The organism is Xanthobacter variabilis (assembly GCF_043831965.2).
Taxonomy (GTDB): Bacteria; Pseudomonadota; Alphaproteobacteria; order Rhizobiales; family Xanthobacteraceae; genus Xanthobacter.
Genome location: NZ_CM195533.1, coordinates 229031 through 253597, shown reverse-complemented (window position 1 = coordinate 253597; position 24567 = coordinate 229031). Strand labels below are relative to the sequence as shown.

The window sequence follows — 24567 nt, the reverse complement described above, 5'->3', positions numbered from 1 at the left end:
ATTGAATATGGTTGGTGTGTGCGCTGCGCGGGTATCCGGCTCCGGGCTTTCGGGGTAGCGGCGCGTGCGCTCGGAAAGGAAACGTTCGTGGCTGCGCTGATGACGAGACGGCGGATGGTGGGCGCGCGCGATGGCGGGCTGTCGATGTCTTCGGGCGGCGGGAGCGTTCTTGCGCCGTGGCTCGCGCGCGTGGCCGCGCTCGGCGTGGTGGCGCTGGCCTTGTCCGCTTGCGGCGAGGAGAAGAAGGAGGCCGCGACCGAGGTCCGGCCGGTGCGCACCATCGTCACCACCAATCGCGTTGCGAGCGAGTCCCTGTCCCTCACCGGCCATGTGGAGGCGGAGAACGAGGCCTCCTACGGCTTCCGCATCGGGGGGCGCGTCATCGACCGCCTGGTGAATGTGGGCGATCAGGTGCAGCCGGGCCAGGTGATGGCACGGCTCGACCCGCAGAATGAGCAGAATGCGGTGCGCTCGGCCCAGGCCGCGCTGGCGGCGGCCAATGCCAGCCTGTCGCAGACCCGCAACCAATATGAGCGCCAGCGCCAGCTGCTGGCCCGCGGCTTCACCCCGCGCGCCCAGTATGAGCAGGCTGAGCAGGCCTTCCTCGCCGCCCGTTCCCAGGTGGACGATGCGGAAGCCCAGCTCAAGATCGCCGAGGACCGCCTCAGCTATACCGAACTGAAGGCCGACAGCGCGGGCGTCGTCACCCAGCGCCGGGCCGAGCCGGGCGAGGTGGTGCAGGCGGGCCAGGTGGTGATCCAGGTGGCGCGCCAGGATGGCCGCGATGCGGTGTTCGAGGTGCCGGCGCAGTTCCTGGGTTCGGCGTCCGGCGACCGCGAGGTTCAGGTGAGCCTCACCAGCGACCCGGCGGTGACCGCCTTGGGCCGCGTGCGTGAGATCGCGCCCCAGGCGGACCCGGTGACGCGCACCTTCCGCGTGCGCGTGGGCCTCATCAATCCGCCCGCGGCCATGCGGCTCGGCACCACCGTCACCGGACGGGTGGTGGCTGATACGGGCCCGGTGATCGAGGTGCCGGCCAGCGCCCTCACCCGGGTGAACGACAAGCCGGCGGTGTGGGTGGTGGACCCCAAGGCCCACACGGTGAGCCTGCGCAATGTGGAAGTGCTGCGCTTCACGCCCGCCGCCGTGGCCGTGGCCGAAGGGCTGAAGCCGGACGAGATCGTGGTCACCGCCGGCGTGCAGGCCCTGCATCCCGGGCAGAAGGTGCGCCTGCTGGGTGCCGCCGGCTCGGGGGCGGGGCTGTGAAGGGCTTCAATCTCTCCGCCTGGGCGCTGAAGCATCGCTCGGTCATCATCTACCTCATGGCCATCGCGGTGGTGGCGGGGGTGATGGCTTTCCGGAATCTCGGCCGCGCCGAGGATCCCACCTTCGTCATCAAGACCATGGTGGTGCAGGCCAACTGGCCCGGCGCCACCATCGAGGAAACCTTCAAGCAGGTGGCCGAGCGGCTGGAGCGCAAGCTGCAGGAAGTGCCCAAGCTCGACTACCTGGAGAGCTACACGAAGGCCGGCTCCACCACCATTTTCGTGCATCTGAAGGGCTCGGCCACCGCCGCCGAGGTGCCGGACATCTGGTACCACGTGCGCAAGAGCGTGGGCGACATTCGCCACACCTTGCCGCAGGGCATTGTGGGGCCGTTCTTCAATGACGAGTTCGGCGACACCTTCGGCATCATCTACGGCTTTACATCGGACGGCTTCACCCAGCGCGAACTGCGCGACTATGTGGAGGACATCCGCTCCGAGCTGCTGCATGTGCAGGATGTCTCGAAGATCGAGATCCTGGGCGCGCAGGACGAGCGCATCTTCCTCGAATTCTCCATGCGCGAGCTGGCGAGCCTGGGCATCGACCGCACGGCGGTGCTGGCGGCGCTGCAGCGGCAGAACATCGTGCAGCCGGCCGGCGAGATCCGCACCAGCGCGGAGAACATGTCGGTGCGCGTCTCCGGCGCGTTCAACTCGGAAGCAGACATCGCCAATGTGAACTTCGTGGTGAATGGCCGGCTGATCCGCCTCGCGGACATCGCCACCATCCGCCGCGCCTATGCGGACCCGCCCCAGCCCATGTTCCGGGTGAATGGCCAGCCCGCCATCGGCCTTGCCATCGCCATGCAGGATGGCGGCGACATCCTGGCCATGGGCAAGGCCATCGACGCCACCATGAACCGGCTCATCGCCAACCTGCCCATCGGTATCGAGGCGCATCTGGTGGCCGACCAGGCGGTGACGGTGAACATCGCCATCGCCGAGTTCATGGAAAGCCTGTGGCAGGCGGTGGCCATCATCCTCGTGGTGTCGTTCATCGCGCTGGGCGTGCGGGCGGGGGCCATCGTGGCGCTCGCCATTCCGCTGACCCTCGCCATCGTGTTCGCGCTCATGCAGATGGCGCACATCGACATGCAGCGCATCTCGCTGGGCGCCCTCATCATCGCGCTGGCGCTGATGGTGGACGACGCCATGACCACCACCGACGCGACGCTGACGCGCCTCGCCGCCGGCGACGACAAGGTGACGGCCGCCTCCTACGCCTTCAAGGCCTATGCGATGGCCATGCTGGCGGGCACCCTGGTGACGGTGGCGGGCTTCGTGCCGGTGGGCTTTGCCGCCTCCTCGGCGGGCGAATACACATTCACCTTGTTCGCGGTGGTCACCATCGCGCTGCTGGTGTCGTGGATCGTGGCGGTGCTGTTCACGCCGCTGATGCAGGTGCTGATCCTGAAGGCGCCGCCGAAGGAGAGCATTCCCGACCCGGACGCGCCGCCGAAGGGCGTGCTCGGCATGTATCACCGCTTCCTCACCCTGTGCCTGAAGATGCGCTGGGTGACGGTGGCGGTGACCATCGGCCTGTTCGTGCTCTCGGTGCTGGCGCTGCCCTTGATCCCGCGCCAGTTCTTCCCCTCGTCCGACCGGCCCGAGCTGCTGGTGGATCTCGCCTCGCCGCAGAACGCCTCCATCTATGCCAGCGAGACCGTGGCCGAGGCGTTCGACAAGATCCTCACGGGTGATCCGGACGTGAAGCGCTGGTCCACCTATGTGGGCCGTGGCGCCATCCGCTTCTACCTGCCCCTGGACGTGCAGCTGCCCAACGACTTCTTCGCCCAGACCGTGATCGTGGCCCAGGACGTGGCCGCCCGCGACCGGCTGCGCAAGAAGCTGGAAAAGGCGCTGGCGGAAGACTTCCCGCAGCTCGTCTCCCGCATCTCGCCGCTGGAGCTGGGCCCGCCCGTGGGCTGGCCGGTGCAGTATCGCGTGTCGGGGCCGGACATCGAGAAGGTGCGCGCCATCGCGTTCGATCTCGCCGCCACGGTCGCGTCCAATCCGGACGCGGTGAAGGTCAATTATGACTGGATCGAGCCCGCCCGTCAGGTGCGCATCGAGGTGGACCAGGACGAGGCGCGCCTGCTCGGTCTCTCCACCCAGCAACTGGCCGGGGTGCTCAATACCGTGCTCTCCGGCGCACCGATCACCCAGGTGCGCGACGACATCTACCTCGTCAACGTGGTGGCCCGCGCCACCGACGAGGAGCGCGTCTCCCTTGACACCCTGGCCAATCTCCAGGTGCCGCTGCCCAATGGCCGCACGGTGCCCCTGAGCCAGATCGCCACCTTCCAGTTCGACCAGGAATACCCGGTCATCTGGCGGCGCGACCGGGTGCCCACGCTCACCGTCCAGGCCGACGTGAAGGCGGGCGTGCTGCCGGAAACGGTGGTGGATGAGCTGGGGCCGAAGATCGAGGCCCTGCGCAAGACCCTGCCGGCGGGCTACGACATCGCGGTGGGCGGCACGGTGGAGGAAAGCGCGGCCTCCCTCGCCTCGGTCATGGCGGTGGTGCCGGTGATGCTGCTCATCATGTTCACCGTGCTCATGTTCGAGCTGAAGAGCTTCCAGCGCCTCGTCATCGTGCTGTCGGTGGCGCCGCTCGGCCTCATCGGCGTGGTGGCGGCGCTGCTGGTCTCCGGCCGGCCGCTGGGCTTCGTGGCCATCCTGGGCGTGCTGGCGCTCATTGGCATGATCACCAAGAACGCGGTCATTCTCATCGGCCAGATCGAGGCGGACCGCGCTGCGGGCAAAAAGGTGTGGGATGCGGTGGTTGCGGCCTCCTCGGCGCGCTTCCGGCCCATCATGCTCACGGCGGTGTCCACCGTGCTTGGCATGATCCCCATCGCGCCCACCGTGTTCTGGGGGCCCATGGCGTTCGCCATCATGGGCGGGCTGCTGGTGGGCACGGTGCTCACGCTGATCTTCCTGCCGGCGCTCTATGTGCTGTGGTTCGGTCCTGACACGCCGCCCGAGCACGCGCCTGCCGAGGACGGGCCCGCCGAAGCAGGCCACACCTTGGCGGCCTGAGAACAATGCAAGCGGGCGGCCTTCGGGCCGTTCGCCCACGATAATGAAAACGGGGAGGGACGGGGCCGGACGCCGGCCCCTGCAATGAAGAGCCAGCGCGCGCCGACCGGGATGGTGGCGCGCCGATTGCGAAGAGGGGATCGCAAATGGAACGGGAACCGGTTCTGGTCGACTTTGCCTTGCAGGGCGGCGGCTCTCACGGAGCGTTCACCTGGGGCGTGCTCGACCGCCTCCTGGAGGAAACCTGGCTCGAGATCGAGGGCGTTTCCGGCACCTCCGCCGGTGCCATGAACGCCGCCGTGCTGGCCGATGGCTATGCGGCCGGTGGCCGGGAGGGGGCCAAGGACGCGCTGGCGCGCTATTGGCGCCATGTCTCGGAGGAAGCGCGCTTCAGCCCCTTCCAGCGCTCCCTTTGGGACAAGGTCATGGGCCGCTGGTCGCTCGACACGGCGCCGGGCTTCCTGTTCATGGACCTGATGACGCGGGTGTTCTCGCCCTATCAGTACAACCCCATGGGCCGCAACGCGCTGGCGCCGATCCTGGAAAAACAGATCGATTTCGAGCGGCTGCGCCAGTCCCCCGTCAAGGTGTTCATCACCGCCACCAATGTGCGCACCGGGCGCCCGCGCGTGTTCCGCAACGCCGACATCACGCCCGAGGCGCTGATGGCCTCGGCCTGCCTGCCCACCCTGTTCCAGGCCGTGGAGATCGATGGCGAGGCCTATTGGGACGGCGGCTATTCGGGCAATCCGACCCTGGCGCCGCTGGTGAGCGAGCTGAAGAGCGACGACACCATTCTCATCCCCATCAATCCGCTGGAGCGGGCCGGCACGCCCAAGACGCCCACCGAGATCCTCAACCGGCTGAACGAGGTGTCGTTCAATTCGGTGGCGGTGAAGGAACTCTACATGATGGCGCTGCTGCAGCGCCACGCGAGCCAGCTGACCGGCGACACCGAGGCCTGCGACTGGGCGCGCATGCGCGTGCATGTGGTGCGCAACCCGGTGATGAACACGCTCGGCTTTTCCTCCAAGCTCAATGCAGAATGGGACTTCATCTCCTGGCTGAGAGACGAGGGGCGCAAGGCGGCGGACGTGTTCCTGACCGAGCACGGCAACGACATCGGCAAGGCGTCCACCGTGGCCTTCGAGCAACTCCTGTCTGAACTTTGAACCAGCGGAGCTGAACCTATGGGCCTCCTCGGCATCCTGGTCGGCCTCGCCGTCCTTATCTATTTCGCCTTCAAGGGTTCCTCGATCCTCATCATCGCGCCGGTGGCGGGGCTTCTGGTGGCGGCGTTCGCGGGCGAGCCCTTGCTCGCGAGCTGGACCCAGACCTTCATGCCCAATGCGGCGCAGTTCGTCGCGCAATTCTTCCCGCTGTTCCTGCTGGGCGCGGTGTTCGGCAAGCTGATGGAGGATTCCGGCTCGGTCACCTCCATCGCCCAGTTCATGACGCAGAAGCTGGGCGCGCAGCGAGCGGTGCTGGCGGTAGTGCTGGCGGGTGCCATCGTCACCTACGGCGGCGTCAGCCTGTTCGTGGCCTTCTTCGTGCTGGTGCCCATGGCCATCGAGCTGTTCCGGGCGGCCCAGCTGCCGCGCCGGCTGATGCCGGCGGCGGTGGCGCTCGGCACCACCACCTTCACCATGTCGGCCATGCCCGGCACGCCCTCCATCAACAACGCCATTCCCATGCCCTTCTTCGGCACCACGCCGTTCGCGGCGCCGGGCCTTGGCCTCATCGCCTCGGCGGTGATGCTCGGCTTCGGCCTGTGGTGGCTGAAGCGGGCGGAGAGCAAGGCGCGCGCCCGCGGCGAGGGCTTCGGCGGTATCGTGCTGGACCCGGCGGAGAGCGTGGAGAAGGCGGCGGAAGACCCCATCGTGCGTGAGCGCGCCACCACCTCCGGCGCGTTCGACCCGGCGGAGATCGAGCACAGCGATGAGAGCCCGGTGGGCCCGCCCATCCTCCTCGCGGCCCTGCCCATCGTCGTGGTGGTGGCCGTGAACCTGCTGATGTCCTTCGCGGTGCTGCCGAACATCGACGTGTCGTTCCTGGCCGAAGAGCGCTGGGGTGGCGTGACGCTGGCGGCCGTGGGCGGCGTGTGGTCGGTAATCACGGCCCTGATCGCGGCCATCATCACTGTGGTCGCGATCAATTTCCGCTCGGTGCCGGTGCTGCGCGCCACCATGGCTGCGGGCGCCAATGCCTCGGTCCTGCCCATCCTGTCGGTGGCGAGCCTGGTCGGCTTCGGCGCCATCGTGGCGGCAACCCCGGCCTTCGAGGATGTGCGCAACTGGGTGCTGGGCATCGAGGGCGGGCCGCTGGTGTCGCTGGCGGTGGCCACCAACATCCTGGCGGCGCTCACCGGATCGGCCTCGGGCGGCCTCACCATCGCCCTCGACGCGCTGGGGCCGACCTACATGCAGATCGCGCAGCAGATCGGCATGAATCCGGAGCTGATGCACCGCGTGGCGGTGATCGGCTCGGGCACGCTGGACAGCCTGCCGCACAATGGCGCGGTGGTCACGCTGCTGTCCGTCTGCGGGGTGAGCCACAAGGACGGCTACATGGACATCGTCATGTCCGGCATCGTCAGCGCCCTGCTGGCGCTGGTGGTGGTGATCGTCCTGGGCTCCGCCGTGGGCAGTTTCTGACGCCGTATGCGGCGCCGGGCGAAGGCTCGGCGCCGGCTTCCGGAGCGGAGGGCGCATGGCCTTGCTGATTTCGCGGCTCGTGGTGCTCTGCCGCTATGCCCTGGTGCCGCTGTTTCTGGGCCTCACATTCGCCCTGGTGCTGGTGGTCGCCTCCTTCTTCATGCAGCTTTGGGCCTTTGCTTGGCGCCTCGCCTCCGCCAGCGAGACCGAGGTGCTGATGGGCCTTTTGAGCCTCATCGACCTCACCCTGGTGGGCGGGCTGCTGGTCATCATCATCTGTTCCGGCTACGAGAATTTCGTGGGTCAGATCGACCGCCGCCACGCGGAGGGCTGGCCGGGCTGGATGCGCCGGGTGAGCTTTTCCGGGCTCAAGCAGAAATTGTTCGCCTCGATGATGGCCATTGCCGGCATCACTTTGCTCAAGGCTCTCATGAAGCTGGAAATTTCGGTGAGCGAGGCACAGGTGAAGTGGCTGGCCCTGGCCAATGTCATTTTCATCTGCGGCTATGCGGTCCTGGCCCTGACCGACCACTTCACCCACCATCAAGGGGGCGAGCGCGGCTGAGTGGCCTTTGGCGGCATTGAGCCCGCGATGCGATGCGGGGGTGAGGCCTCCGCCATTTTGTGCTTCCTTGGACACCCTGATGCAGGGCGTTCGACCCTTCTGCCAACAACCAACGGGAGCGACATGCCGGCGACCTACGAGGCCCAGGGCCTGCTGACCTTCACCATCGCCATCCTGGTCTACTTCGTGGGGGCGGGCCTCAACGGCATTATCGCGCCGCTGCGGCGCTGGAACATTCCCGAGGCGGTGACGGGCGGCCTGCTGGCCGCCATCTGCACCCTCATCGCCTATCGAGTGTTCGGGCTGGCCATCTCGTTCGATCTCACCGCGCGGGACATGCTGCTGCTGTATTTCTTCACCGGCATCGGCCTCAATGCGCGGCTGTCCGATCTCGTCACGGGCGGCAAGCCGCTTCTCATCCTGCTGCTGCTCACAGTGGTCTATCTGGTGGTGCAGAATGTGGTGGCGGTGGGCGGCGCCGCGGTGCTGGGGCTGCCTTATGGCATCGGGCCGCTTCTGGGCTCGGTGTCGCTGATCGGCGGGCATGGCACCACCATCGCCTGGGCGCCCATCATCTCCGAGCGGTTCGGCCTCGCCAACGCGCTGGAAATCGGCATCGCCAGCGCCACTTTGGGCCTGGTGCTGGCGAGCGTGGTGGGTGGCCCCATCGCCGGCATCCTCATCAATCGCTTCAAGCTCCGCTCCGACGAGATCCAGCCGCCCATGGTCGGCCTGCCGGAGGAGGATGTGGGGCCCGACGCGGGCAAGGTCACCTATACGAACATCCTCAGCTCGCTGCTGGTGCTCAACATCGTGATCCTCATCGCCTATGGGCTGGAGGATCTGGTCGAGATGACGGGCATCAAGCTGCCTCTGTTCGTGGTGTGCCTGCTGGTGGCCATCATCATCACGAACACGGTGCCGCTGGTGCTGCGCCGCGCGCCCTGGCCGGCGCGCACGCCGGCGCTGGCGCTGATCTCGGACCTGTCGCTGAAGATCTTCCTCGCCATGTCGCTCATGAGCATGCAGCTGTGGACCCTTGGCGGCCTGGGGCCGGCGCTGGCGGTGGTGCTGGGGCTGCAGACCCTGGTGTCGGTGGGCTACATCCTGTTCATCGTGTTCCCGGCCATGGGGAAGGACTATCAGGCGGCGGTGATCTCGGCCGGCTTCACCGGCATCAGCCTGGGCGCCACGCCCACCGCCATCGCCAACATGACGGCCGTGACGAAGACCCACGGACCGGCGCCCACCGCCTTCATCATCCTGCCTCTGGTGTCGGCCTTCTTCATCGACATCGCCAATGCCATCGCCATCGGCTTCATGATCCGTTGAGGGGCGCCAAAGGGGCTTGCATCGGGCGCGCTTCCGTGGCGATTTCCGCGGCGAAGGCGGGCCCGTGCGCGCGCCTGCAAGCATTGCGAAGGAACCACCATGGCCGAAGCCCCCCGCACCCTCACCCTCCGCCGGCCGGACGACTGGCACCTGCATCTGCGTGACGGCGCGGTGTTGCAGGCGGTGGTGGGCGAGACGGCGCGCCACTTCGCCCGCGCCATCGTGATGCCGAACCTGGTGCCCCCCGTGGTCACCGGCGCCCAGGCGGCGGCCTATCGCGAGCGCATTCTGGCGGCGGTGCCGGCGGGCATGAGCTTCGATCCGCTCATGACCGTTTACCTCACCGAGCAGACCGACCCGGCCGACCTGAAGGCGGCCAAGGCGGATGGCCTCATCCATGCGGTGAAGCTCTATCCGGCCGGCGCCACCACCAATTCGGCCTCGGGGGTGCGCGATTTCTCCAAGGTGCAGAAGGTGTTCGACACCATGGCCGAGATCGGCCTGCCCTTGTGCGTGCACGGCGAGGTGACCGACCCGGCGGTGGACGTGTTCGACCGCGAGGCGGTGTTTATCGAGCGCGTGCTGGAGCCCCTGCGTCGCCGCACGCCGGGCCTGCGCGTGGTGCTGGAGCACATCACCACCCGTGAGGGCGTCGATTATGTGCGCCAGGGGGGCGACGACATCGCCGCCACCATCACGGTCCAGCACCTCATCATCAACCGCAACCACATCCTGGTGGGCGGCATCAAGCCCCATTATTACTGCCTGCCGGTGGCTAAGCGCGAAGAGCATCGCCTGGCCGTGCGGGCCGCCGCCACCTCCGGCGACAGCCACTTCTTCCTCGGCACCGACAGTGCGCCCCATCTCGACCCGGCCAAGGAATGCGCCTGCGGCTGCGCCGGCTGCTACACCGCCACCAACGCCCTTTCGGCGGTGACCGAGGTGTTCGAGCAGGATGGCGCGCTCGACAATCTGGAGGCGTTCATCTCCCTCAACGGCCCGGCCTTCTACCGCCTGCCGCCGAACGAGGCGCGCATCACCCTCACCAAGGGGGATGTCGTGGACTATCCGCGCAAGATCCCCACCGCCGAGGGGATGCTGACGGTGTTCGATCCCACCTTCCCGCTGCATTGGAGCGTCGCCGGCTGAGGCCGTCCCGCCGGGGCGGGGCGGTTTCGGCGCCGGTCATTCTTCGTCATGTCTCGTTCGCGCGGCGCATTTTCTCGCGTCGCGCGGACGATTCTCGTCGCGGCAATGCGCTAGCGCAATACCGCAGGGACGGCGACGCGCTAAGACCCGATGTTCGTAAGCTTGGCTCATGGGCCTGTGGTCGAGCCTGCCGACCGCAGATCAAAGACGCGGGTCGATTGTGCCAGGGGCGCTGGTCTTGATGCGGGGGTGAGCTTCGCTGTAGCGAAGCGATGGTGGCAGGGCGGGCCCCGTGCCGCTCAAAATGGAAAACATGTCCCGACGCGCTGGCGCGCACGGGCGGCGGGGGCGCCGAAAGGCTGGTGGACATGGGCCGCATGCGGACCACCAACAGGGATCACATCCTCATCCTGGCCTTCGCGGCCGCGGGTGCGCTCGTGTTCATCCTGGCGGGGCAGCTCGCGCTGGTGGAGATCTCCTGGGCGGGCCTGACGAGCTATCTGAATGGCGTGCTCGAAAGGTCGGTGGCTGTCGCGCAGGCGCAGGTTAGGACCATGGAAGAGGTCGAGCGCCATGGCGCCGAGATCTGCTCCGCCCGGGACCTTGAGAACATGCGCTATGCATTGTTCTTGAACGAGTATTTGAGCGACATCGCCCGTGTCGTGGATAACCGCGTCGTCTGTTCGGCAGGTTGGGGGCATCTGCCGGAGCCGGTGGAGCTGGGTCCGCCGCAGCGCCGTCAGGCGAGCGGCACCGAGCTGTGGCGGCATGTGCGCAGCCCCATGGATCCCCGCCTGATGGTGTCCATGGCCCGGCGGGGCTCGGTCATCGCTTTCACGGCGCCGGCGGCCTTCAAGCTTTACGAGGCGCCGGACCATGGCCATGCGGCCCTGGTCCTGACCCGAGACGGCAGCTATGTCTTTCGCTCATTCGGCGACACGCGCGGCATGAAGGAGCGGCTCGGCACGCGCCAGAAGCCCTTTGAATTCGGCCCGCGGCTGATGACGGCCTCCTGTGCCGAGAGCATCGACATCTGTGCCGTGGCATCGCTCTCGAATGTCAGCATTCTGAAGCAGCCGGCGGCCATCTGGCTGGGCCTCGGCGCGGCGGGGGCGGTGACGGCGGGGTCCCTCGGCCTGGCGCTGGCGCTGCGCCGCCGGAAGCTTGCCTCCCTGCCCGAACAGATCCGACGCGCGGTGGCGCTTGACCGGCTCTTCATGGTCTATCAGCCGCTCGTGCGCCTCAGCGACCGACGCATTGTTGGGGTGGAGGCGCTGGCGCGCCTGACCGACGAGCAGGACCACCTCATTTCTCCGGATATCTTCATCGCGATCGCGGAGCACAAGGGCTTCATCAGCGTCATCACGCGCCGCGTCATCAGCATGAGCCTTGCGGAGATGCGCGACCGGCTGACGGGTGATGAAGACTTCGACGTCCACATCAACTTCTCCGTCACGGATCTGCTGGACATGAAGCTGCTGAACTACCTGGACGCGGAAGTGCAGCGCCATGGCGTCGCGCCCGCCCGGGTGGTGGTGGAGCTGACGGAGCGCTCCACGGCCGACCATGACCAGCTCAAGGAAGCGGTCGAGACCCTGCGCGCGCGCGGCTACAAGTTCTTCATCGACGATTTCGGCACCGGTTATTCCAACCTGGCCTATCTGGCCCGGCTGCCCATCAGCGGCATCAAGATCGACAAGATGTTCACGCGGGCCATCGGCAAGGCGGCCGCCAGTTCAGCCATCGTCGAGACCATCTGCGCCACGGCGCGCTCGTTGAAGGTGGATCTGGTGGTGGAGGGGGTGGAGGAGCCGGAGCAGGCGGCCCACATCCTGGCCCTGTTCCCGGAAGCCATCGCCCAGGGCTGGCTGTTTGGAAAGCCGGTGCCGGTGGATCGGCTCTGAAATCGCGGCAGCGTGCGCCCGGCACGGCCTCATCCCGATGCGCGCGGCCCTCGGCTGGTACCGGGCGCCTTCACGATCCGCCGCAAGGCTGGAGTGGCGGCCCGTGAGATGCACCCACGGGCCCTTGATCATCAATGGGCGAAGACGCCCGCGAAGTCCTTGAACCCCTTGATTTCGATGGGGTTTCCGGCCGGATCGAAGAAGAACATGGTGCGCTGCTCGCCGGGCTCGCCCTCAAAGCGGATGATGGGCGGAATGTCGAAGGCGATGCCCGCCTTCTGCAGCCGGTCCGCCAGTGCGAACCAGTCATCCAGCGGCAGCACGGCGCCCAAATGCGGCATCATCACCATGTGATCGCCCACCTTGCCGGTGCGGGTGACGGGGAAGGGGGTGCCCAGATGCAGGGAGATCTGGTGCCCGAAAAAGTCGAAATCCACCCAGGTGTCCGTGGAGCGGCCTTCCGCGCAGCCCAGCACGCCGCCATAGAACTTGCGGGCGGCATCAAGGTCCGTGACGTGGAACGCCAGGTGGAACAGGGAGCGGGCAGGGATGGTCTGGGCTGTGTTGTCGGCGGTCATGGGCGGCTCCGGGGCTGCGAGGTTTGACTGCTGATTAGCGCAGGCCATACGATATAAAAACTACATAATCCCATGTCTCAGCATAAGGAAAAATTGTGGATCTGCGCTTTCTTCAGAGCCTCGTGGCGGTGGCGGAGACGGGCTCCATCGCGGCCGCCGCGCGGCGGGAGAAGCTGACCGCGGCGGCCGTGAGCCAGCGCGTGCAGGCACTGGAGCGGGAGCTGGGCTGCGCGCTTCTTGCCCGCACCGCCCACGCCGCCCAGCCCACCCAGGCCTGCCTTGCCCTGCTGCCGCGGGCGCGGCGCCTGTTGAGCGAAGCGGCCTTGCTGAAGGACGACATTGCGGGGGATGCCCTGGCCGGCGAGCTCTCCGTGGGGGCCATCTCCACCATGCTCACGGGGCTGATGCCGGAGGTGCTCGACACCCTGTCGCGCACCGCGCCGGGCCTGAAGCTGCAACTGGTGCCCGGCTCTTCGGCCCACCTTTACGAGCTGCTGCTGCGCGGCGAGCTCGACGCCGCCATCCTGGTGGCGCCGCCCTTTTTATTGCCCAAGGCCGTCGCCTGCCACGCGCTGCGCACGGAACCCCTGGTGCTGCTGAGCCGCGAGCCGGTGGGCGTGGAGGACGCGGCGGCATCCATCGAGGCAGAGCCGTTCATCCGCTATGATCCGGCCTCCTGGGGGGGACGGCTGATCGCCGACTATATGAAGGCGCGCGGCCTGTATCCGGAGGTGCGTTGCGATCTCGACGCGCTGGAGACCATCGCCCTTCTGGTGGCTCGCGGCATGGGGCACGCATTGGTGCCCCTGTGGCCGGGGTTGGAGGATGCGGGCGTTCACGTCCTGCCCTTGCCCGACGCCGCGGCCCATGCCCGGCGCATCGTATGCCTGCATGCCGCGCTGCCGCCGCGCGCGCCGGCGCTGCGAGCGCTCATGGAGGCGCTGGCGACCTAGGTTATTTCAGGGTTTCACGGAGACGGTGAAACAGTCCATCCCCCTGTTTCCGCGCGCTTCTTCCACGCTTGCCGGTTTCCACGTCGGGCGGAAACGCACGAAGCGGGGCGCCATCGGTGTCGGCCTTGACCGCCGCTGAACGAGCCGCGCGATGGGAGGCGCGCCAGCCTCGCCGGCCTTCGGCGTCAGGCCTTGCGCACCCAGCGACCGGTTTCCTCCTGCTGCCAATAGGTGAGGGCGTGGCCCTGAGCCTTGGCCTCGCGCCAGCGATCGCGGGCGGCGGCCACCTGCTCCTCGTCGCGGCCGTCGAACAGGTGGACGATGCGGGTATAGGCGCCGGCGTCGGAGAGGGGCACCGCATCCACCAAAAAGCGGATCTGCGCGCCGTTGGGATTGGCCTCTGTGGTGGCGATCAGCACCGGCTGGCGCTCGGGCTGGGGCTGGGCCTCGGTGCCATGGGGCATGAAGGAGGCTTCGTTATAGGTCCACAGATGGGAATCGAGTGCATCACGCCGCTCGGGCGAGCCGCACTGCACCACGCACCGCCACCCCCGCTCCAGGGACTTCTCCAGCAGCGTCGGCAGCACCTGCTCCAAAGGGCGGCGCTCGAGATGATAGAACAGGACTTCAGTCATGGCGGCTGGCGGACCTCTGCATGTCCGCCTTTTTCACGCGGCTGCGCGGGCGGCGCAAGGGAGGGCCGCTGGGAACGGCATTCACTCCCGCCCCGCACCGCCAGGTGCAGCAGACGGGGCCGGCGGAGCGGCCCCGTCAACAGACAGTTGCGGCGGACCTCAGGCCTCGTAATTGTCCTTCACGAGCTGGTTGAGCAGGCGCACGCCCCAGCCCGAGCCCCAGCTCTTGTTGATGTCCGAGGCGGGCGAGGACATGGCGGTGCCGGCCACGTCCAGATGCGCCCAGGGGGTCTTCTCCACGAAGCGCTGGAGGAACTGGGCGGCGGTGATGGAGCCGGCATTGCGGCCGCCCGTATTCTTCATGTCGGCGAACTTGCTGTCGATCAGCTTGTCGTATTCCGGGCCCATGGGCAGGCGCCACACCCTCTCGCCGGTCTCGGTGCCGGCCTTGGCGAGGTTGGCGGACAGGGTGTCGTCATTGGAGAACAGGCCCGCATATTCCTGCCCCAGGGCCACCAGGATGGCGCCGGTGAGGGTCGCAAGGTCGATCATGAACTTGGGCTTGAAGCGGTCCTTCGTGTACCAGAGCACGTCGGACAGGACGAGCCGGCCTTCCGCGTCCGTATTGATGACCTCGATGGTCTGGCCGGACAGGGAGGTGACGATGTCGCCGGGGCGCTGGGCCGCGCCGTCGGGCATGTTCTCCACCAGGCCGACCACGCCCACCGCGTTCACCTTCGCCTTGCGGGCGGCGAGCGCGTAGAGGAGGCCGGTGACGCAGGCGGCCCCGCCCATGTCGCCCTTCATGTCCTCCATGCCGGCGGCGGGCTTGATGGAGATGCCGCCGCTGTCGAAGATGACGCCCTTGCCGATGAAGGCCACCGGCGCGTCATCCTTGGCGCCGCCATTCCAGCGCATCACCACCACGCGGCTTTCCTTGATGGAGCCCTGGCCGACGCCGAGCAGCGCGCGCATGCCGATCTCGTGGAGCTGCGCATCGCCGAGCACTTCCACTTCGACGCCCACGGCGCCGAGCTGGGTCTCGATGCGGCGGGCGAACTCGGCCGGGTCGAGCACGTTGGCGGGTTCGTTCACCAAGTCACGGGCGATGAGCACGCCTTCGCCCACGCCCTCGCGGGCGGCCCAGGCGCGCTTCACCGCAGCCTCTTCGGAAACCAGGACATTGAGGGTGAGCGGGCCGCGCTCGTTGTCCTCTTTCTTCTTGGTCTTGTAGCGGTCGAACTCATAGGCGCGCAGGCTGGCGCCCAGGGCGATCTCGGCCACCGATTCGGGCGCGATCTTGGTGCCGGGCAGCTCCACGACCACGCTGGCCTCGCGGGCGCTGGCGGGGATCTTGCCGGCGATGACGCCGCCGAGCTTGAGGAAATCCGTGGCCTTCAGCTCCGCCGCCTTGCCGACGGACAGGACAATGAGGCGCGGGGCGTCGAGCCCGGCGGGCGCCAGCAGGTCCACGCCGGTGAAGGCCTTGCCCTTGAAGCGTTCGGCGTCGAAGGCGCGGGTCAGGGCGCCGTCAACGCCCTTGAGCAGCTTCTGAGTGGCGGTGCCGAACGCCAGCGTCTCGTCGGTGAGCACGATCACCACGCCCTTGGGGGCGGAGGTGAGTTTGGCGAACGAGAGGGTCAGGGGTTCGGACATAAAGCGCTCCAGAAGAAAAGGAGGTGAAGGAATGGGGCGCGCAGGCGCCTTTGTCTAGATGCGGGCCGGCGCGAGGCGCCGAACAGGCCGGCGGACGGGCGGTGGAGCTTTAGATAGGAAGTCCCGCCCACACTGCAAAGGCCCCGTGAGCCTGGGCGGGCGCAAACGGGGCGCAAGCGGGAGGGGAGTGTAAATCCCCCGGGCTGGATCGCGCGCGTCAGGTTCCCGATGCGGCCTTGAGCCTTCTCCCCGCTTCGCGGAGCGCAAGATCATCCTCAACGCTATGGAGTCACAGCCGTTTCTTCAGCCGGAACGGTATCCCGCCACGCCGAATGACGCTGCGATGGGGGCGAAGGCGCGCGTCGTGGCTGAGATAGGGCGCAGGGGCGGGCGTCAAGGCGCGTGCGCCAACGGGGTTCCTTTCGCGGCCAACGACGGGGGCAAAGTGCAGGGCCAGGGCCCGAACGAAAATTCCGGCGCGAACGACGCGCGCTCATCCGGACCTGCACCCATGCCCTTGAGGAAGAGGGACATTGGCGACGCCGGGCGCCGCATCGGGTACGTGCCCGTCGGTCTCGTGTGCCTCTCCGTCTTGGGGGCTGAGAGCTCGCGCGGTCCTTGCCGTGCCCAAGGCATGAGCTGTGGCGCTATGCCCACCGAAGCCACTGCGCTTTCGGTGCGCCGTGGCGCTGGCATTCCCCGCGCGCCGGGCCCCAGGATAGGCCGCGCAGAGGCGTGAGGGGGCTTCGGCCGGTGTCGCCCGGAACCGGCTTCTGCGCCGCGGGGTGGTCGGTTTCCACGCGTGTCCTGCACGCGCACCAGTTCCCACCTCGCTCGGAAACGCTCTGTCGGGTGAGGACTCATGCGATCCGGGGCGGTTCCGCCCGACGTATGTGAGGGCGCACTGCAGCCGCTAAAGGCTTGTGATCGGTACATAAGGCACGGGGCGGGTGCCCCGTGCGGTGTTCGGGCCGGTGCCAGTCAGCATGCGCCGGCGGGCGGCGCGGCGCGGAGAGATCCCGCGCGCCACGCTCAGCCTCACTCGGCCGGGGCTTCCTCGGCCGGGGCGGCAGCGGCGGCGGCCTTCTCGGCCTTCTCCTTGGCGCGCTCCTTGGCCTTCTCGCCGGGCTCGGCCTTCTTGGGGTTGTTGCGCGCGTCGCGCTTCATGAGGCCGGCGGCGTCCAGGAAGCGGGCCACGCGATCGGTGGGCTGGGCGCCCTTTTCGAGCCAGGCCTTCGCCTTCTCAGTGTCGAGCACCACGCGCTCGACGGCATCCTTGGCCAGCAGCGGATTGAAGGTGCCGATCTTCTCGATGAAGCGGCCATCACGCGGGGAGCGGCTGTCGGCGATCACGATGCGGTAATAGGGACGCTTCTTGGCGCCGCCGCGGGCGAGACGGATCTTGAGGGACATGATACTACCTTTCTTCAGTTCTTCTTCTTGATTTCAGCGGACGCGCGGTCCCACTCTGTCTTCAAGATTTTCGAGGTTGCTTCCAATATCGTCGTCAGGTTTTCGTCGATGACTTGGCCCAGGCTCGGGTCCTTTGTCTCCGCGAAGCGGATGAGGGTGGTCCGGGTCTGCTCCAATCGGTCTTTCAGGAGCCGGTGTTCCTCTTCGTGCAGGTTCAGCATCAGGAGAATGTAGGTCTCGATCTTCATGATGTCGGTATGAAGATCTTCGGTCTCGGCCTTCGTGTTCTCCAGCGCCTTGCCTTTCAGGATGTGCGCGGCTCCGATGAATTTTGAAACGTTGCTTCTCAGTTCTTCGATCCAGGTCACCCGGAAGGAGGCAATCCGATGATTGGCTTCCATCCGGATGTTGGCCATCGTCGTTCTCAGCGTGACCATCGCGATGAAGATGGTGGCCACGCCGACCACCAGGTTGCCCAAGTCGATTTGGATATTTTCCAATATCCACGCCGTGATCGGGCTCATCTCTCAAAACTCATTTCTTCTTGGGCTTCCCCAGTCCCGGCAGGCCCTTGGGAAGTCCCGGCAGGCCCGGCAGGCCGCCGGGGAAATTGGGCGGCAGGCCCCCGCCGGGCAGGCCCGGGAAGTTCGGGGGCAGGCCGCCGCCCGCCGCGCCGGCGCCGCCCGCGCCCATCTTCTCCGCCATGTCCTGCAGCATTTCGGGTGAGGGTGCCCCGCCGCCGAAGCCCATCATGTTGGCCAGGCCCGCCAGGGGCCCACGCTTGCCGGCCTTGCCACCCATGGCCTTCATCACATCCGCCATCTGGCGGTGCATCTTCAGGAGGCGGTTGATCTCCTCCACCTTGGTGCCGGAGCCGGCGGCGATGCGGCGCTTGCGCGAGGCGTCGAGCAGTTTGGGGTGGGCACGCTCCTTGGCCGTCATCGAGCCGATGATGGCCACCTGCCGCTTGAACACCTTGTCGTCCAGATTGGCGGAGGCGATCTGGTTCTTCACCTTGGCGACGCCGGGCAGCATGCCCATGAGGCCGCCGAGCCCGCCCATCTTCTGCATCTGGATGAGCTGGCCGCGCAGGTCTTCCAGGTCGAAGGTGCCCTTGCGCATGCGCTCGGCGGTGGCCTTGGCCTTTTCGATGTCGATGGCCTCGGCGGCCTTCTCCACCAGGGCCACCACGTCGCCCATGCCCAGGATGCGGCCGGCCACGCGATGGGGATCGAAATCCTCCAGCGCGTCCATCTTTTCGCCGGTGCCGAGCAGCTTGATGGGCTTGCCGGTGACCGCGCGCATGGAGAGCGCCGCGCCGCCACGCCCGTCGCCGTCGGCGCGGGTGAGCACGATGCCGGTGAGGCCCACGCGCTCGTCGAACGCCTTGGCGGTGTTCACCGCGTCCTGGCCGGTGAGGCTGTCGGCCACCAGCAGCACTTCGTGCGGGCCCGTGGCGGCCTTCACCTCGGCCACCTCCGCCATCAGCGCCTCGTCCAGCGTGACGCGACCGGCGGTGTCGAGCATCACCACGTCGTAGCCGCCGAGCTTGGCGGCATCGAGGGCGCGCTTGGCGATCTGCACCGCGCTCTGGCCGGCGACGATGGGAAGGGTGGCCACTTCCACCTGGGTGCCGAGGGTGGCCAGCTGCTCCATGGCCGCCGGACGGCGGGTGTCGAGCGAGGCCATCAGCACCCGGCGCTTGTTGCGCTCGGTGAGGCGCTTGGCGATCTTGGCGGTGGAGGTGGTCTTGCCCGAGCCCTGAAGACCCACCATCAGGATGGGCAAAGGCGCGGGCGCATTGAGATCGATGGGATCTGCATCCGACCCCAGGGTGGCGACCAGCTCGTCATGGACGATCTTGACCACCATCTGGCCGGGGGTCACCGACTTGATGACCTCGATGCCGACGGCGCGCTTCTTCACGCGGTCGGTGAACGAGCGCACCACGTCGAGGGCGACGTCCGCCTCGATGAGCGCGCGGCGCACCTCGCGCATGGCCTCGCCGACGTCGGCTTCGGTCAGCGCGCCGCGTCGCTTCAGCTTGTCGAGTATGCCGCCGAGGCGGTCGGAGAGGTTATCGAACATGGGCGTCCTGTTTCGGTTCACGAGCGTGGAGGCAACGCCAAACGCGCCCGAGGGCGCAACGCGCTGTCGGGCGGTGACCTCCGGACCCTTAGGTCCGGTCGGCGGATCGGCGTAGCCGTCCTCGTGAAGTGGCGGTGCTTAGCAGGTTTCCCGCTGGGAAGCAAATCCGCTCGAAATGGCGGGTCGCAGCGGTTCACACCGGGGGGTCATCGTGTTAACGGGAGTCATTCCCCGCATCGGTGCCCGTGGATCTCGGCGCCGTCCTCCAATGGCAGAAGATGTTTGCGCATCTTCGAGACAGAAGGGACGTGACGTCGCCCGATATGATCTCTCTGCATTCCATCGATCTCGGTGTCATCGTCGGTTATCTTGTGGTGGTGGCCGTCATCGGCGTCATCGTCTCGCGTAAATCCACTTCGGCGGAAGAGTTGTTCCTGGCCGGTCGCAGTCTCGGTGGCGTCGCTATCGGCCTGTCGCTGTTCGCGTCGAACATCTCCTCCACCACGCTCATCGGCGTCGCGGGAGCGGCCTACACGGATGGGATCGGGGTTGCTCACTACGAGCTGTGGGCGGCGGTGATCCTGGTGGGCATGGCGGTGTTCACCATTCCCGTGCTGCTGCGCACCCATCTCACCACCATTCCGGAATATCTGGGCCGGCGGTTCGGCGTGGGCGTGCAGCGCTATGTGTCGGCGCTGACGATCTTCCTTTCCATTTTCGTGGATGCGGCCGGCAGCGTCTATGCGGGCATCCTGGTGCTTCAGGTTCTGGTGCCGGGTCTACCGTTCGTGCCCGCTTGCATCGGCCTCGCCCTGTTCGCTGGGGCCTATACCCTGGCCGGCGGATTGCGCGGTGTTGTCTATACGGATGTCATCCAGGCTTTGGTGCTCATCGCCGGTTCGATGGCGCTCAGCTATGAGGTGTTCGCGCGCTTCGGCTTTTCCTTTTCGGCCATGGCGGCGGCGGTGCCGGCGGAGCATTTGAGCCTCGTTCGCCCGGCTTCCGATCCAAGCATGCCATGGACCGGGGTGCTGCTCGGTCTGCCGGTGCTCGGCTTTTATTATTGGGGGGCGAACCAATACATCATGCAGCGGGTGCTCGGCGCGCGCTCGCTGGAGGCGGCGCGGCGAGGGGCGCTGCTGGCGGCGGCATTGAAAATCCTGCCCTTGTTCATGATGGCCCTGCCGGCGGCGCTCGCGGTGGCGCTGCTGCCGCCCCTCGACAACGGCGACCAGGTGTTTCCGATGATGGTGAGCCATTTCCTGCCGGTGGGCGTCGTCGGGCTGGTGCTGTCGGGGCTCTTGGCCGCCATCATGTCCACCATCGATTCCACCCTTAATTCGGCCGCCACCCTGGTGATGTATGATTTCGCGGGTGCACACGGCCGCGACTGGAGCCCTGAGAGGGCGGTGCGCCTGGGGCGGGTGGTCACCGGCCTGTTCATCGTCGTGGCCGCCTTCTGGCCCTTGGTGATCCGCGATTTTCCCGGGCTCTTCAATTATATCCAGCAGGTGTTCTCCTATGCGGTGCCGCCCGTGGTGGCGGTGTTCCTGCTCGGCATGTTCTGGCCGCGCATGACGGCGATCGGTGCCCTCACCACGCTGGTGTTTGGCCATGGGCTCGGGCTCGGGCTGCTGGCGCTGCGCGCCTATTTCGCGCGGAGCGGGATGATGGATCCGCTGCCGCATTTCACGGTGGTGGCGGGCCTCTCGACCCTCGCATCCGCGCTGGTGGGCGTGAGCGTCAGCCGCATTTTTCCGAAGCCGGGACCGGAGCGGGGCGACATCAGCCTGTGGCGACGGGCGGACAGTTGCGGCCCCTGGCGCGGGGTCGCGGATTATCGCTTGCCGGCGCTGCTGGTGCTGCTCGCGGTGGCCTGCGTGGTCTGGATCTTCCGCTGAAGGGAGGCGCCAGACCCCGGACCATTGCGTTGGCGCGCACTCTCAGTGCGAAGGGGGATCCCCTTCGCTTGAGGCGCCCTATCGTGCCGGCTTGGCGGCGCGGGGGATGGTGAAGGCGGTCTGGCTGGTGGGGCTGATCTTCACCTGCGCGCCAAAGGTGGCGCCGGCCGAGGGGCCCTCCGTGACCGTGCCGAGCACGTCATAGGTGCCGGGCAGGAATTCGCCGCGCACCGGGTCGGCGCTGGCTTCGGCCGCGCCCCAGGCCTCGGGCGGCAGGGTCTGGCCGGGGGCGGGCACGGCCGACCAGGAGACGGGCGCATCGGCGCCGTCGGCCTGGAAGGTCACGGCGATGAGATACGGACGCACCAGCATCCGATGACCGTCTTTAATTCCGGAGGCCCAGCCGTCAGCAGGGTCGAAGTGCTCGATTTCGAATTCCGTCGCGCCGTCGAACAGGGCGCAGCGCGCATGGTCGATGAAATAGCTGCCCTTGGGGTCATAACGCCAGGCGGCGCAGGCGGCATCGGAGGTGCAGGCGGCTTCGCACTGGGCGATGGTGCCGGTGGGCGGGAAGCTGGGCTGCGTCACCGGGGTGGCCTTGGCCGCCGTGGTCCGGCCGGTGGGGGTCAGTCCCACATTCAGCATCATGGGGGCGCCGGGATGGTGGGTTGCGGCCTTGGGCTGGGGTTCCGGCTTGGCGGGCGGCGCGTCACTCACGGTTTCGGTGAGGGCCTTGTCGAGGGAGGCGCCGTCGCGCGCTTCGATATAGCGGCCGCCGGTCTTCTGCGCGATGCAGGCCACCTGGGCGCCCTCTTCGCGCGTGAGGCCGAAGCCGATCACATGGGCGGTGAAGGCGACGCCCGCCTTCTCCAGCTCGGCGGCGGTGGCGCAGGGGTCGGCGTCGCAGGTCTCGATGCCGTCGGTCACGAGCACCACGGTGGCCGGGCCCTCGGTGTAGCGCAGGGCCTCGGCGGCCTTGCGCAGGGCGGCGGAGAGCGGCGTCATGCCAAGAAAGCGCAGGGACTTCACCGCCTCGCGCACGGCCGGGCCGGAATTCGCGGCGGGCGGCACCAGCAATTCGATGTCGCCGCAGTCGCCCTTGCGGCGGTGGCCATAGGCCATCAGCCCCACCTCGCGGTCGGCCGGCAGCCGGGACATCACATTCTCCACCGTCTCCCGCGCCACCACCAGCTTGCGCTTGCCACCGGCGACCCCCCACATGGAGCCGGAACCGTCGAGAATGATGATGGTCCGCGCCGGTTCCGCGGCGGCCCTGGCGGGAGAGGCGGGGGCCGGACCCAGCAGGAGCGACAGGGCGAGGGCGAACGCGGCGCAAAGGCGGGGCAGGGTGAAAGTCATCGGGGGCCTCATCTCCTCGCGGCCGCGTGCTTTCGCCGGCGCCCGCATGTGTCCGTCGATGGTCCTGCGACGCGCCGTGCGAGGGCGCGTGCGAAGCTGCGGCAATGCCGTAGCGGCAGACGCGCCCCGTGTCGAGCGGATCATGGCCCGGCGCCCCTCGCCCGAGCGCCCTGCCAAGGGGCGCCCCCGTTGCAGGGGATGGGCGATGTGGTCCCGCAGTTTGTGTGCGAGAATCGTCCCGGCGCGACCGGGCCTGCGCTGGGGGACGATGCTCGCGCCCGGGTTGCTGGAACCTGCCCCGGCGTCTTGGGAGATCGCGGATGCGGACGCAAAACCGCGTTACACTTTGGCTGAATTTGCTCTAAACGACGCAGAGCACAGGAGACGCGCCATGTCGGACAATAACGAGCTCACCCGCTTCTTTGGCGGCTCGCCCGCCTGGGTGCTGGTGCGCCTCGTGGTGTTGTCGGTCGTGGTGGGCGTGATCATGGCGGCGCTGGGGCTCGATCCCATGAATATCTTCCAGAGCCTGGAACGGCTGGTGCGCAGCCTGTTCTCCTTCGGCTTCGAGGCGGTTGAGCGGCTGTGGCGCTACTTCCTGCTGGGCGCGGTCATCGTGGTGCCGCTGTGGCTCATCCTGCGCATCGCGAGCGCCCGGCGCTGAGACGGCGCCCATGAGCGGGGGCGAGGGGCCCGTCACGCACCGGCGGGTGCTCGCCATCGCCCTGCCCATGACGGTGGCGCATCTCACCACGCCGCTGCTGGGGGTGGTGGACGCCGCGGTGGTGGGGCGCCTCGGCGATGCGGCTCTGCTCGGCGGGGTGGCGCTGGCTTCCGTCATCTTCGACATGTTGTTCTGGGGCTTCGGCTTCCTGCGCATGGGCACGGTGGGGCTCGCCGCCCAGGCGGTGGGGCGGGGCGATGGGGTGGAGAAGAGGGCGGTGCTCGCCCGCGCGCTGCTCATCGCCATGCTCTGCGGCGGGGCGCTGGTGCTGCTGCAGGTGCCCATTCTCGCCCTGGCCCTGAAGCTGGCGGGGGCCAGCGCCGAAGTCAGCGGGGCGGTCGCAGATTACTACCATGTCCGCATTTTCGCGGCGCCGTTCAGCCTGGCCAATTACGCGATTCTGGGCTGGCTCACGGGGCTTGCGCGCACCGGGCGGGCGCTGGCGGTGCAGATGGGCATGAACCTGCTCAACATGGCGCTCACCATCGTGCTGGTGCTGGGCGCGGGGCTCGGTATCGCGGGGGCCGCGGCCGGAACGCTGGTGGCCGAGGCGGCGGGCACGGTGGCGGGGCTCGCGGTGTGCGTGCGCCTGCTGGGCGGCGGGCCGGCAGGCCTGTTTCGCGGCGTCCCCGGGGCGGTGCTGCGCGATGCCGCGCGGCTGCGCGAGGCCCTGCTGCTCAATGGCGACATCATGATCCGCACGGCGGCGCTGATGTTCGCCTTCTTCTTCTTCGCGGCACAGGGGGCGCGGGCGGGGGATGTGACCCTGGCGGCCAATGCGCTGCTGCAGAATCTGGGCCTTCTGGCCGCCTATTTCCTCGACGGATTCGCCACCGCCGCCGAGCAGGTGTGCGGGGCCGCCGTGGGTGCGCGCCGGCGGAGCGATTTCGCGCGCGGCATCGAGCTGGTGCTGATGTGGGGCTTCGGCTTCGCCCTCGCGGCTGGCGCGCTCTACCTGCTGGCGGGGCCGGCGCTGATCGACCTGATGAGCACCAGCGCGCAGGTGCGCGATGAGGCGCGGCGCTACCTTGTCTACGCGGCGCTGCTGCCGGTGGTGGGGGTGGGCGCCTTTGCTTTCGATGGGGTCTTCATCGGCGCCCTGTGGTCGCGCGACATGCGCAACCTGATGCTGGTGGCGGTGGGCTTTTATCTCGCCGCCTGGTGGGCCCTGCGATCATTCGGCAATGACGGGCTGTGGGCCGCGCTGATGGTGTTCCTGGTGGCGCGCGGCGTGCTGCAGGCGCTGCGCCTGCCATCCCTGATGCGCCGCACGTTCGCGGTTGCCTGAA

At 67.8% G+C, this 24567-nt stretch carries 19 protein-coding genes; 12 read left to right on the top strand and 7 right to left on the bottom strand.

Features of this window, described 5'->3' with window-relative positions; all coding sequences use genetic code 11:
- The first annotated feature begins 144 nt into the window (after positions 1-144).
- The 8 genes from V5F26_RS01095 to V5F26_RS01060 all read left to right on the top strand — a co-directional run bounded on the left by V5F26_RS01095 (position 145) and on the right by V5F26_RS01060 (position 11971).
- A complete protein-coding gene (locus V5F26_RS01095; protein ID WP_509210555.1) occupies positions 145-1266 on the top strand; it encodes an efflux RND transporter periplasmic adaptor subunit in 1122 nt (373 codons plus the stop codon).
- Complete coding sequence (locus V5F26_RS01090) at positions 1263-4367, top strand: efflux RND transporter permease subunit (protein WP_394056073.1); 3105 nt, start codon at positions 1263-1265, stop codon at positions 4365-4367. The genes V5F26_RS01095 and V5F26_RS01090 overlap by 4 nt, the downstream gene beginning before the upstream one ends.
- 146 nt (positions 4368-4513) lie before the next feature.
- Positions 4514-5539 carry a patatin-like phospholipase family protein gene (locus tag V5F26_RS01085; RefSeq protein WP_394946719.1) on the top strand — a complete coding sequence of 342 codons (1026 nt, stop codon included), beginning with the start codon at positions 4514-4516 and terminating at the stop codon, positions 5537-5539.
- Positions 5540-5557: 18 nt separating this feature from the next.
- Positions 5558-7021 carry a GntP family permease gene (locus V5F26_RS01080; protein WP_234051026.1) on the top strand — a complete coding sequence of 488 codons (1464 nt, stop codon included), beginning with the start codon at positions 5558-5560 and terminating at the stop codon, positions 7019-7021.
- A 55-nt stretch (positions 7022-7076) separates the two neighbouring features.
- On the top strand, positions 7077-7586 hold the full coding sequence (locus tag V5F26_RS01075; RefSeq protein ID WP_394946718.1) for a YqhA family protein: 510 nt from the start codon (positions 7077-7079) through the stop codon (positions 7584-7586).
- Between the two features lie 123 nt (positions 7587-7709).
- Entirely contained in the window at positions 7710-8918 is a 1209-nt protein-coding gene (gltS, locus tag V5F26_RS01070) for a sodium/glutamate symporter (protein WP_394946717.1), read from the top strand.
- Positions 8919-9017: 99 nt separating this feature from the next.
- On the top strand, positions 9018-10067 hold the full coding sequence (pyrC, locus tag V5F26_RS01065; protein ID WP_394946716.1) for a dihydroorotase: 1050 nt from the start codon (positions 9018-9020) through the stop codon (positions 10065-10067).
- A gap of 368 nt (positions 10068-10435) precedes the next feature.
- A complete protein-coding gene (locus tag V5F26_RS01060; RefSeq protein WP_394946715.1) occupies positions 10436-11971 on the top strand; it encodes an EAL domain-containing protein in 1536 nt (511 codons plus the stop codon).
- Positions 11972-12102: 131 nt separating this feature from the next.
- Here the strand turns inward: V5F26_RS01060 and V5F26_RS01055 are convergent, their stop codons facing one another.
- The gene (locus V5F26_RS01055) at positions 12103-12549 is read right to left on the bottom strand and encodes a VOC family protein (protein WP_234051021.1); all 447 of its coding nucleotides are present in this window, start codon (positions 12547-12549) and stop codon (positions 12103-12105) included.
- Positions 12550-12644: 95 nt separating this feature from the next.
- Here V5F26_RS01055 and V5F26_RS01050 point away from each other — a divergent pair, with 95 nt between their 5' ends.
- A complete protein-coding gene (locus V5F26_RS01050; RefSeq protein ID WP_394946714.1) occupies positions 12645-13502 on the top strand; it encodes a LysR substrate-binding domain-containing protein in 858 nt (285 codons plus the stop codon).
- A 185-nt stretch (positions 13503-13687) separates the two neighbouring features.
- Here the strand turns inward: V5F26_RS01050 and V5F26_RS01045 are convergent, their stop codons facing one another.
- From V5F26_RS01045 to ffh, 5 genes are all read right to left on the bottom strand, one after another.
- On the bottom strand, positions 13688-14137 hold the full coding sequence (locus V5F26_RS01045) for a DNA polymerase III subunit chi (protein ID WP_394946713.1): 450 nt from the start codon (positions 14135-14137) through the stop codon (positions 13688-13690).
- A gap of 159 nt (positions 14138-14296) precedes the next feature.
- Positions 14297-15793: a leucyl aminopeptidase gene (locus V5F26_RS01040; RefSeq protein WP_394946712.1), complete on the bottom strand. Its 1497-nt coding sequence runs from the start codon at positions 15791-15793 to the stop codon at positions 14297-14299.
- Positions 15794-16831: 1038 nt separating this feature from the next.
- Positions 16832-17206, bottom strand: coding sequence for a 30S ribosomal protein S16 (gene rpsP / locus V5F26_RS01035; protein WP_234051017.1), 375 nt, complete (start codon positions 17204-17206; stop codon positions 16832-16834).
- A gap of 14 nt (positions 17207-17220) precedes the next feature.
- Entirely contained in the window at positions 17221-17730 is a 510-nt protein-coding gene (locus V5F26_RS01030; RefSeq protein WP_394056093.1) for a hypothetical protein, read from the bottom strand.
- Between the two features lie 10 nt (positions 17731-17740).
- Entirely contained in the window at positions 17741-19294 is a 1554-nt protein-coding gene (gene ffh / locus V5F26_RS01025; RefSeq protein ID WP_394946711.1) for a signal recognition particle protein, read from the bottom strand.
- 308 nt (positions 19295-19602) lie between these two features.
- Here ffh and V5F26_RS01020 point away from each other — a divergent pair, with 308 nt between their 5' ends.
- Positions 19603-21195 carry a sodium:solute symporter family transporter gene (locus V5F26_RS01020; RefSeq protein WP_394946710.1) on the top strand — a complete coding sequence of 531 codons (1593 nt, stop codon included), beginning with the start codon at positions 19603-19605 and terminating at the stop codon, positions 21193-21195.
- 78 nt (positions 21196-21273) lie between these two features.
- Here the strand turns inward: V5F26_RS01020 and V5F26_RS01015 are convergent, their stop codons facing one another.
- Positions 21274-22554: a vWA domain-containing protein gene (locus tag V5F26_RS01015; protein ID WP_394946709.1), complete on the bottom strand. Its 1281-nt coding sequence runs from the start codon at positions 22552-22554 to the stop codon at positions 21274-21276.
- Positions 22555-22945: 391 nt separating this feature from the next.
- Here V5F26_RS01015 and V5F26_RS01010 point away from each other — a divergent pair, with 391 nt between their 5' ends.
- Positions 22946-23218 carry a DUF6460 domain-containing protein gene (locus V5F26_RS01010; protein WP_394056101.1) on the top strand — a complete coding sequence of 91 codons (273 nt, stop codon included), beginning with the start codon at positions 22946-22948 and terminating at the stop codon, positions 23216-23218.
- 10 nt (positions 23219-23228) lie between these two features.
- Positions 23229-24566 (top strand): MATE family efflux transporter, encoded by a 1338-nt coding sequence (locus V5F26_RS01005; protein WP_394946708.1) that lies wholly within the window; start codon positions 23229-23231, stop codon positions 24564-24566.
- The last annotated feature ends 1 nt before the right edge of the window (position 24567 follow it).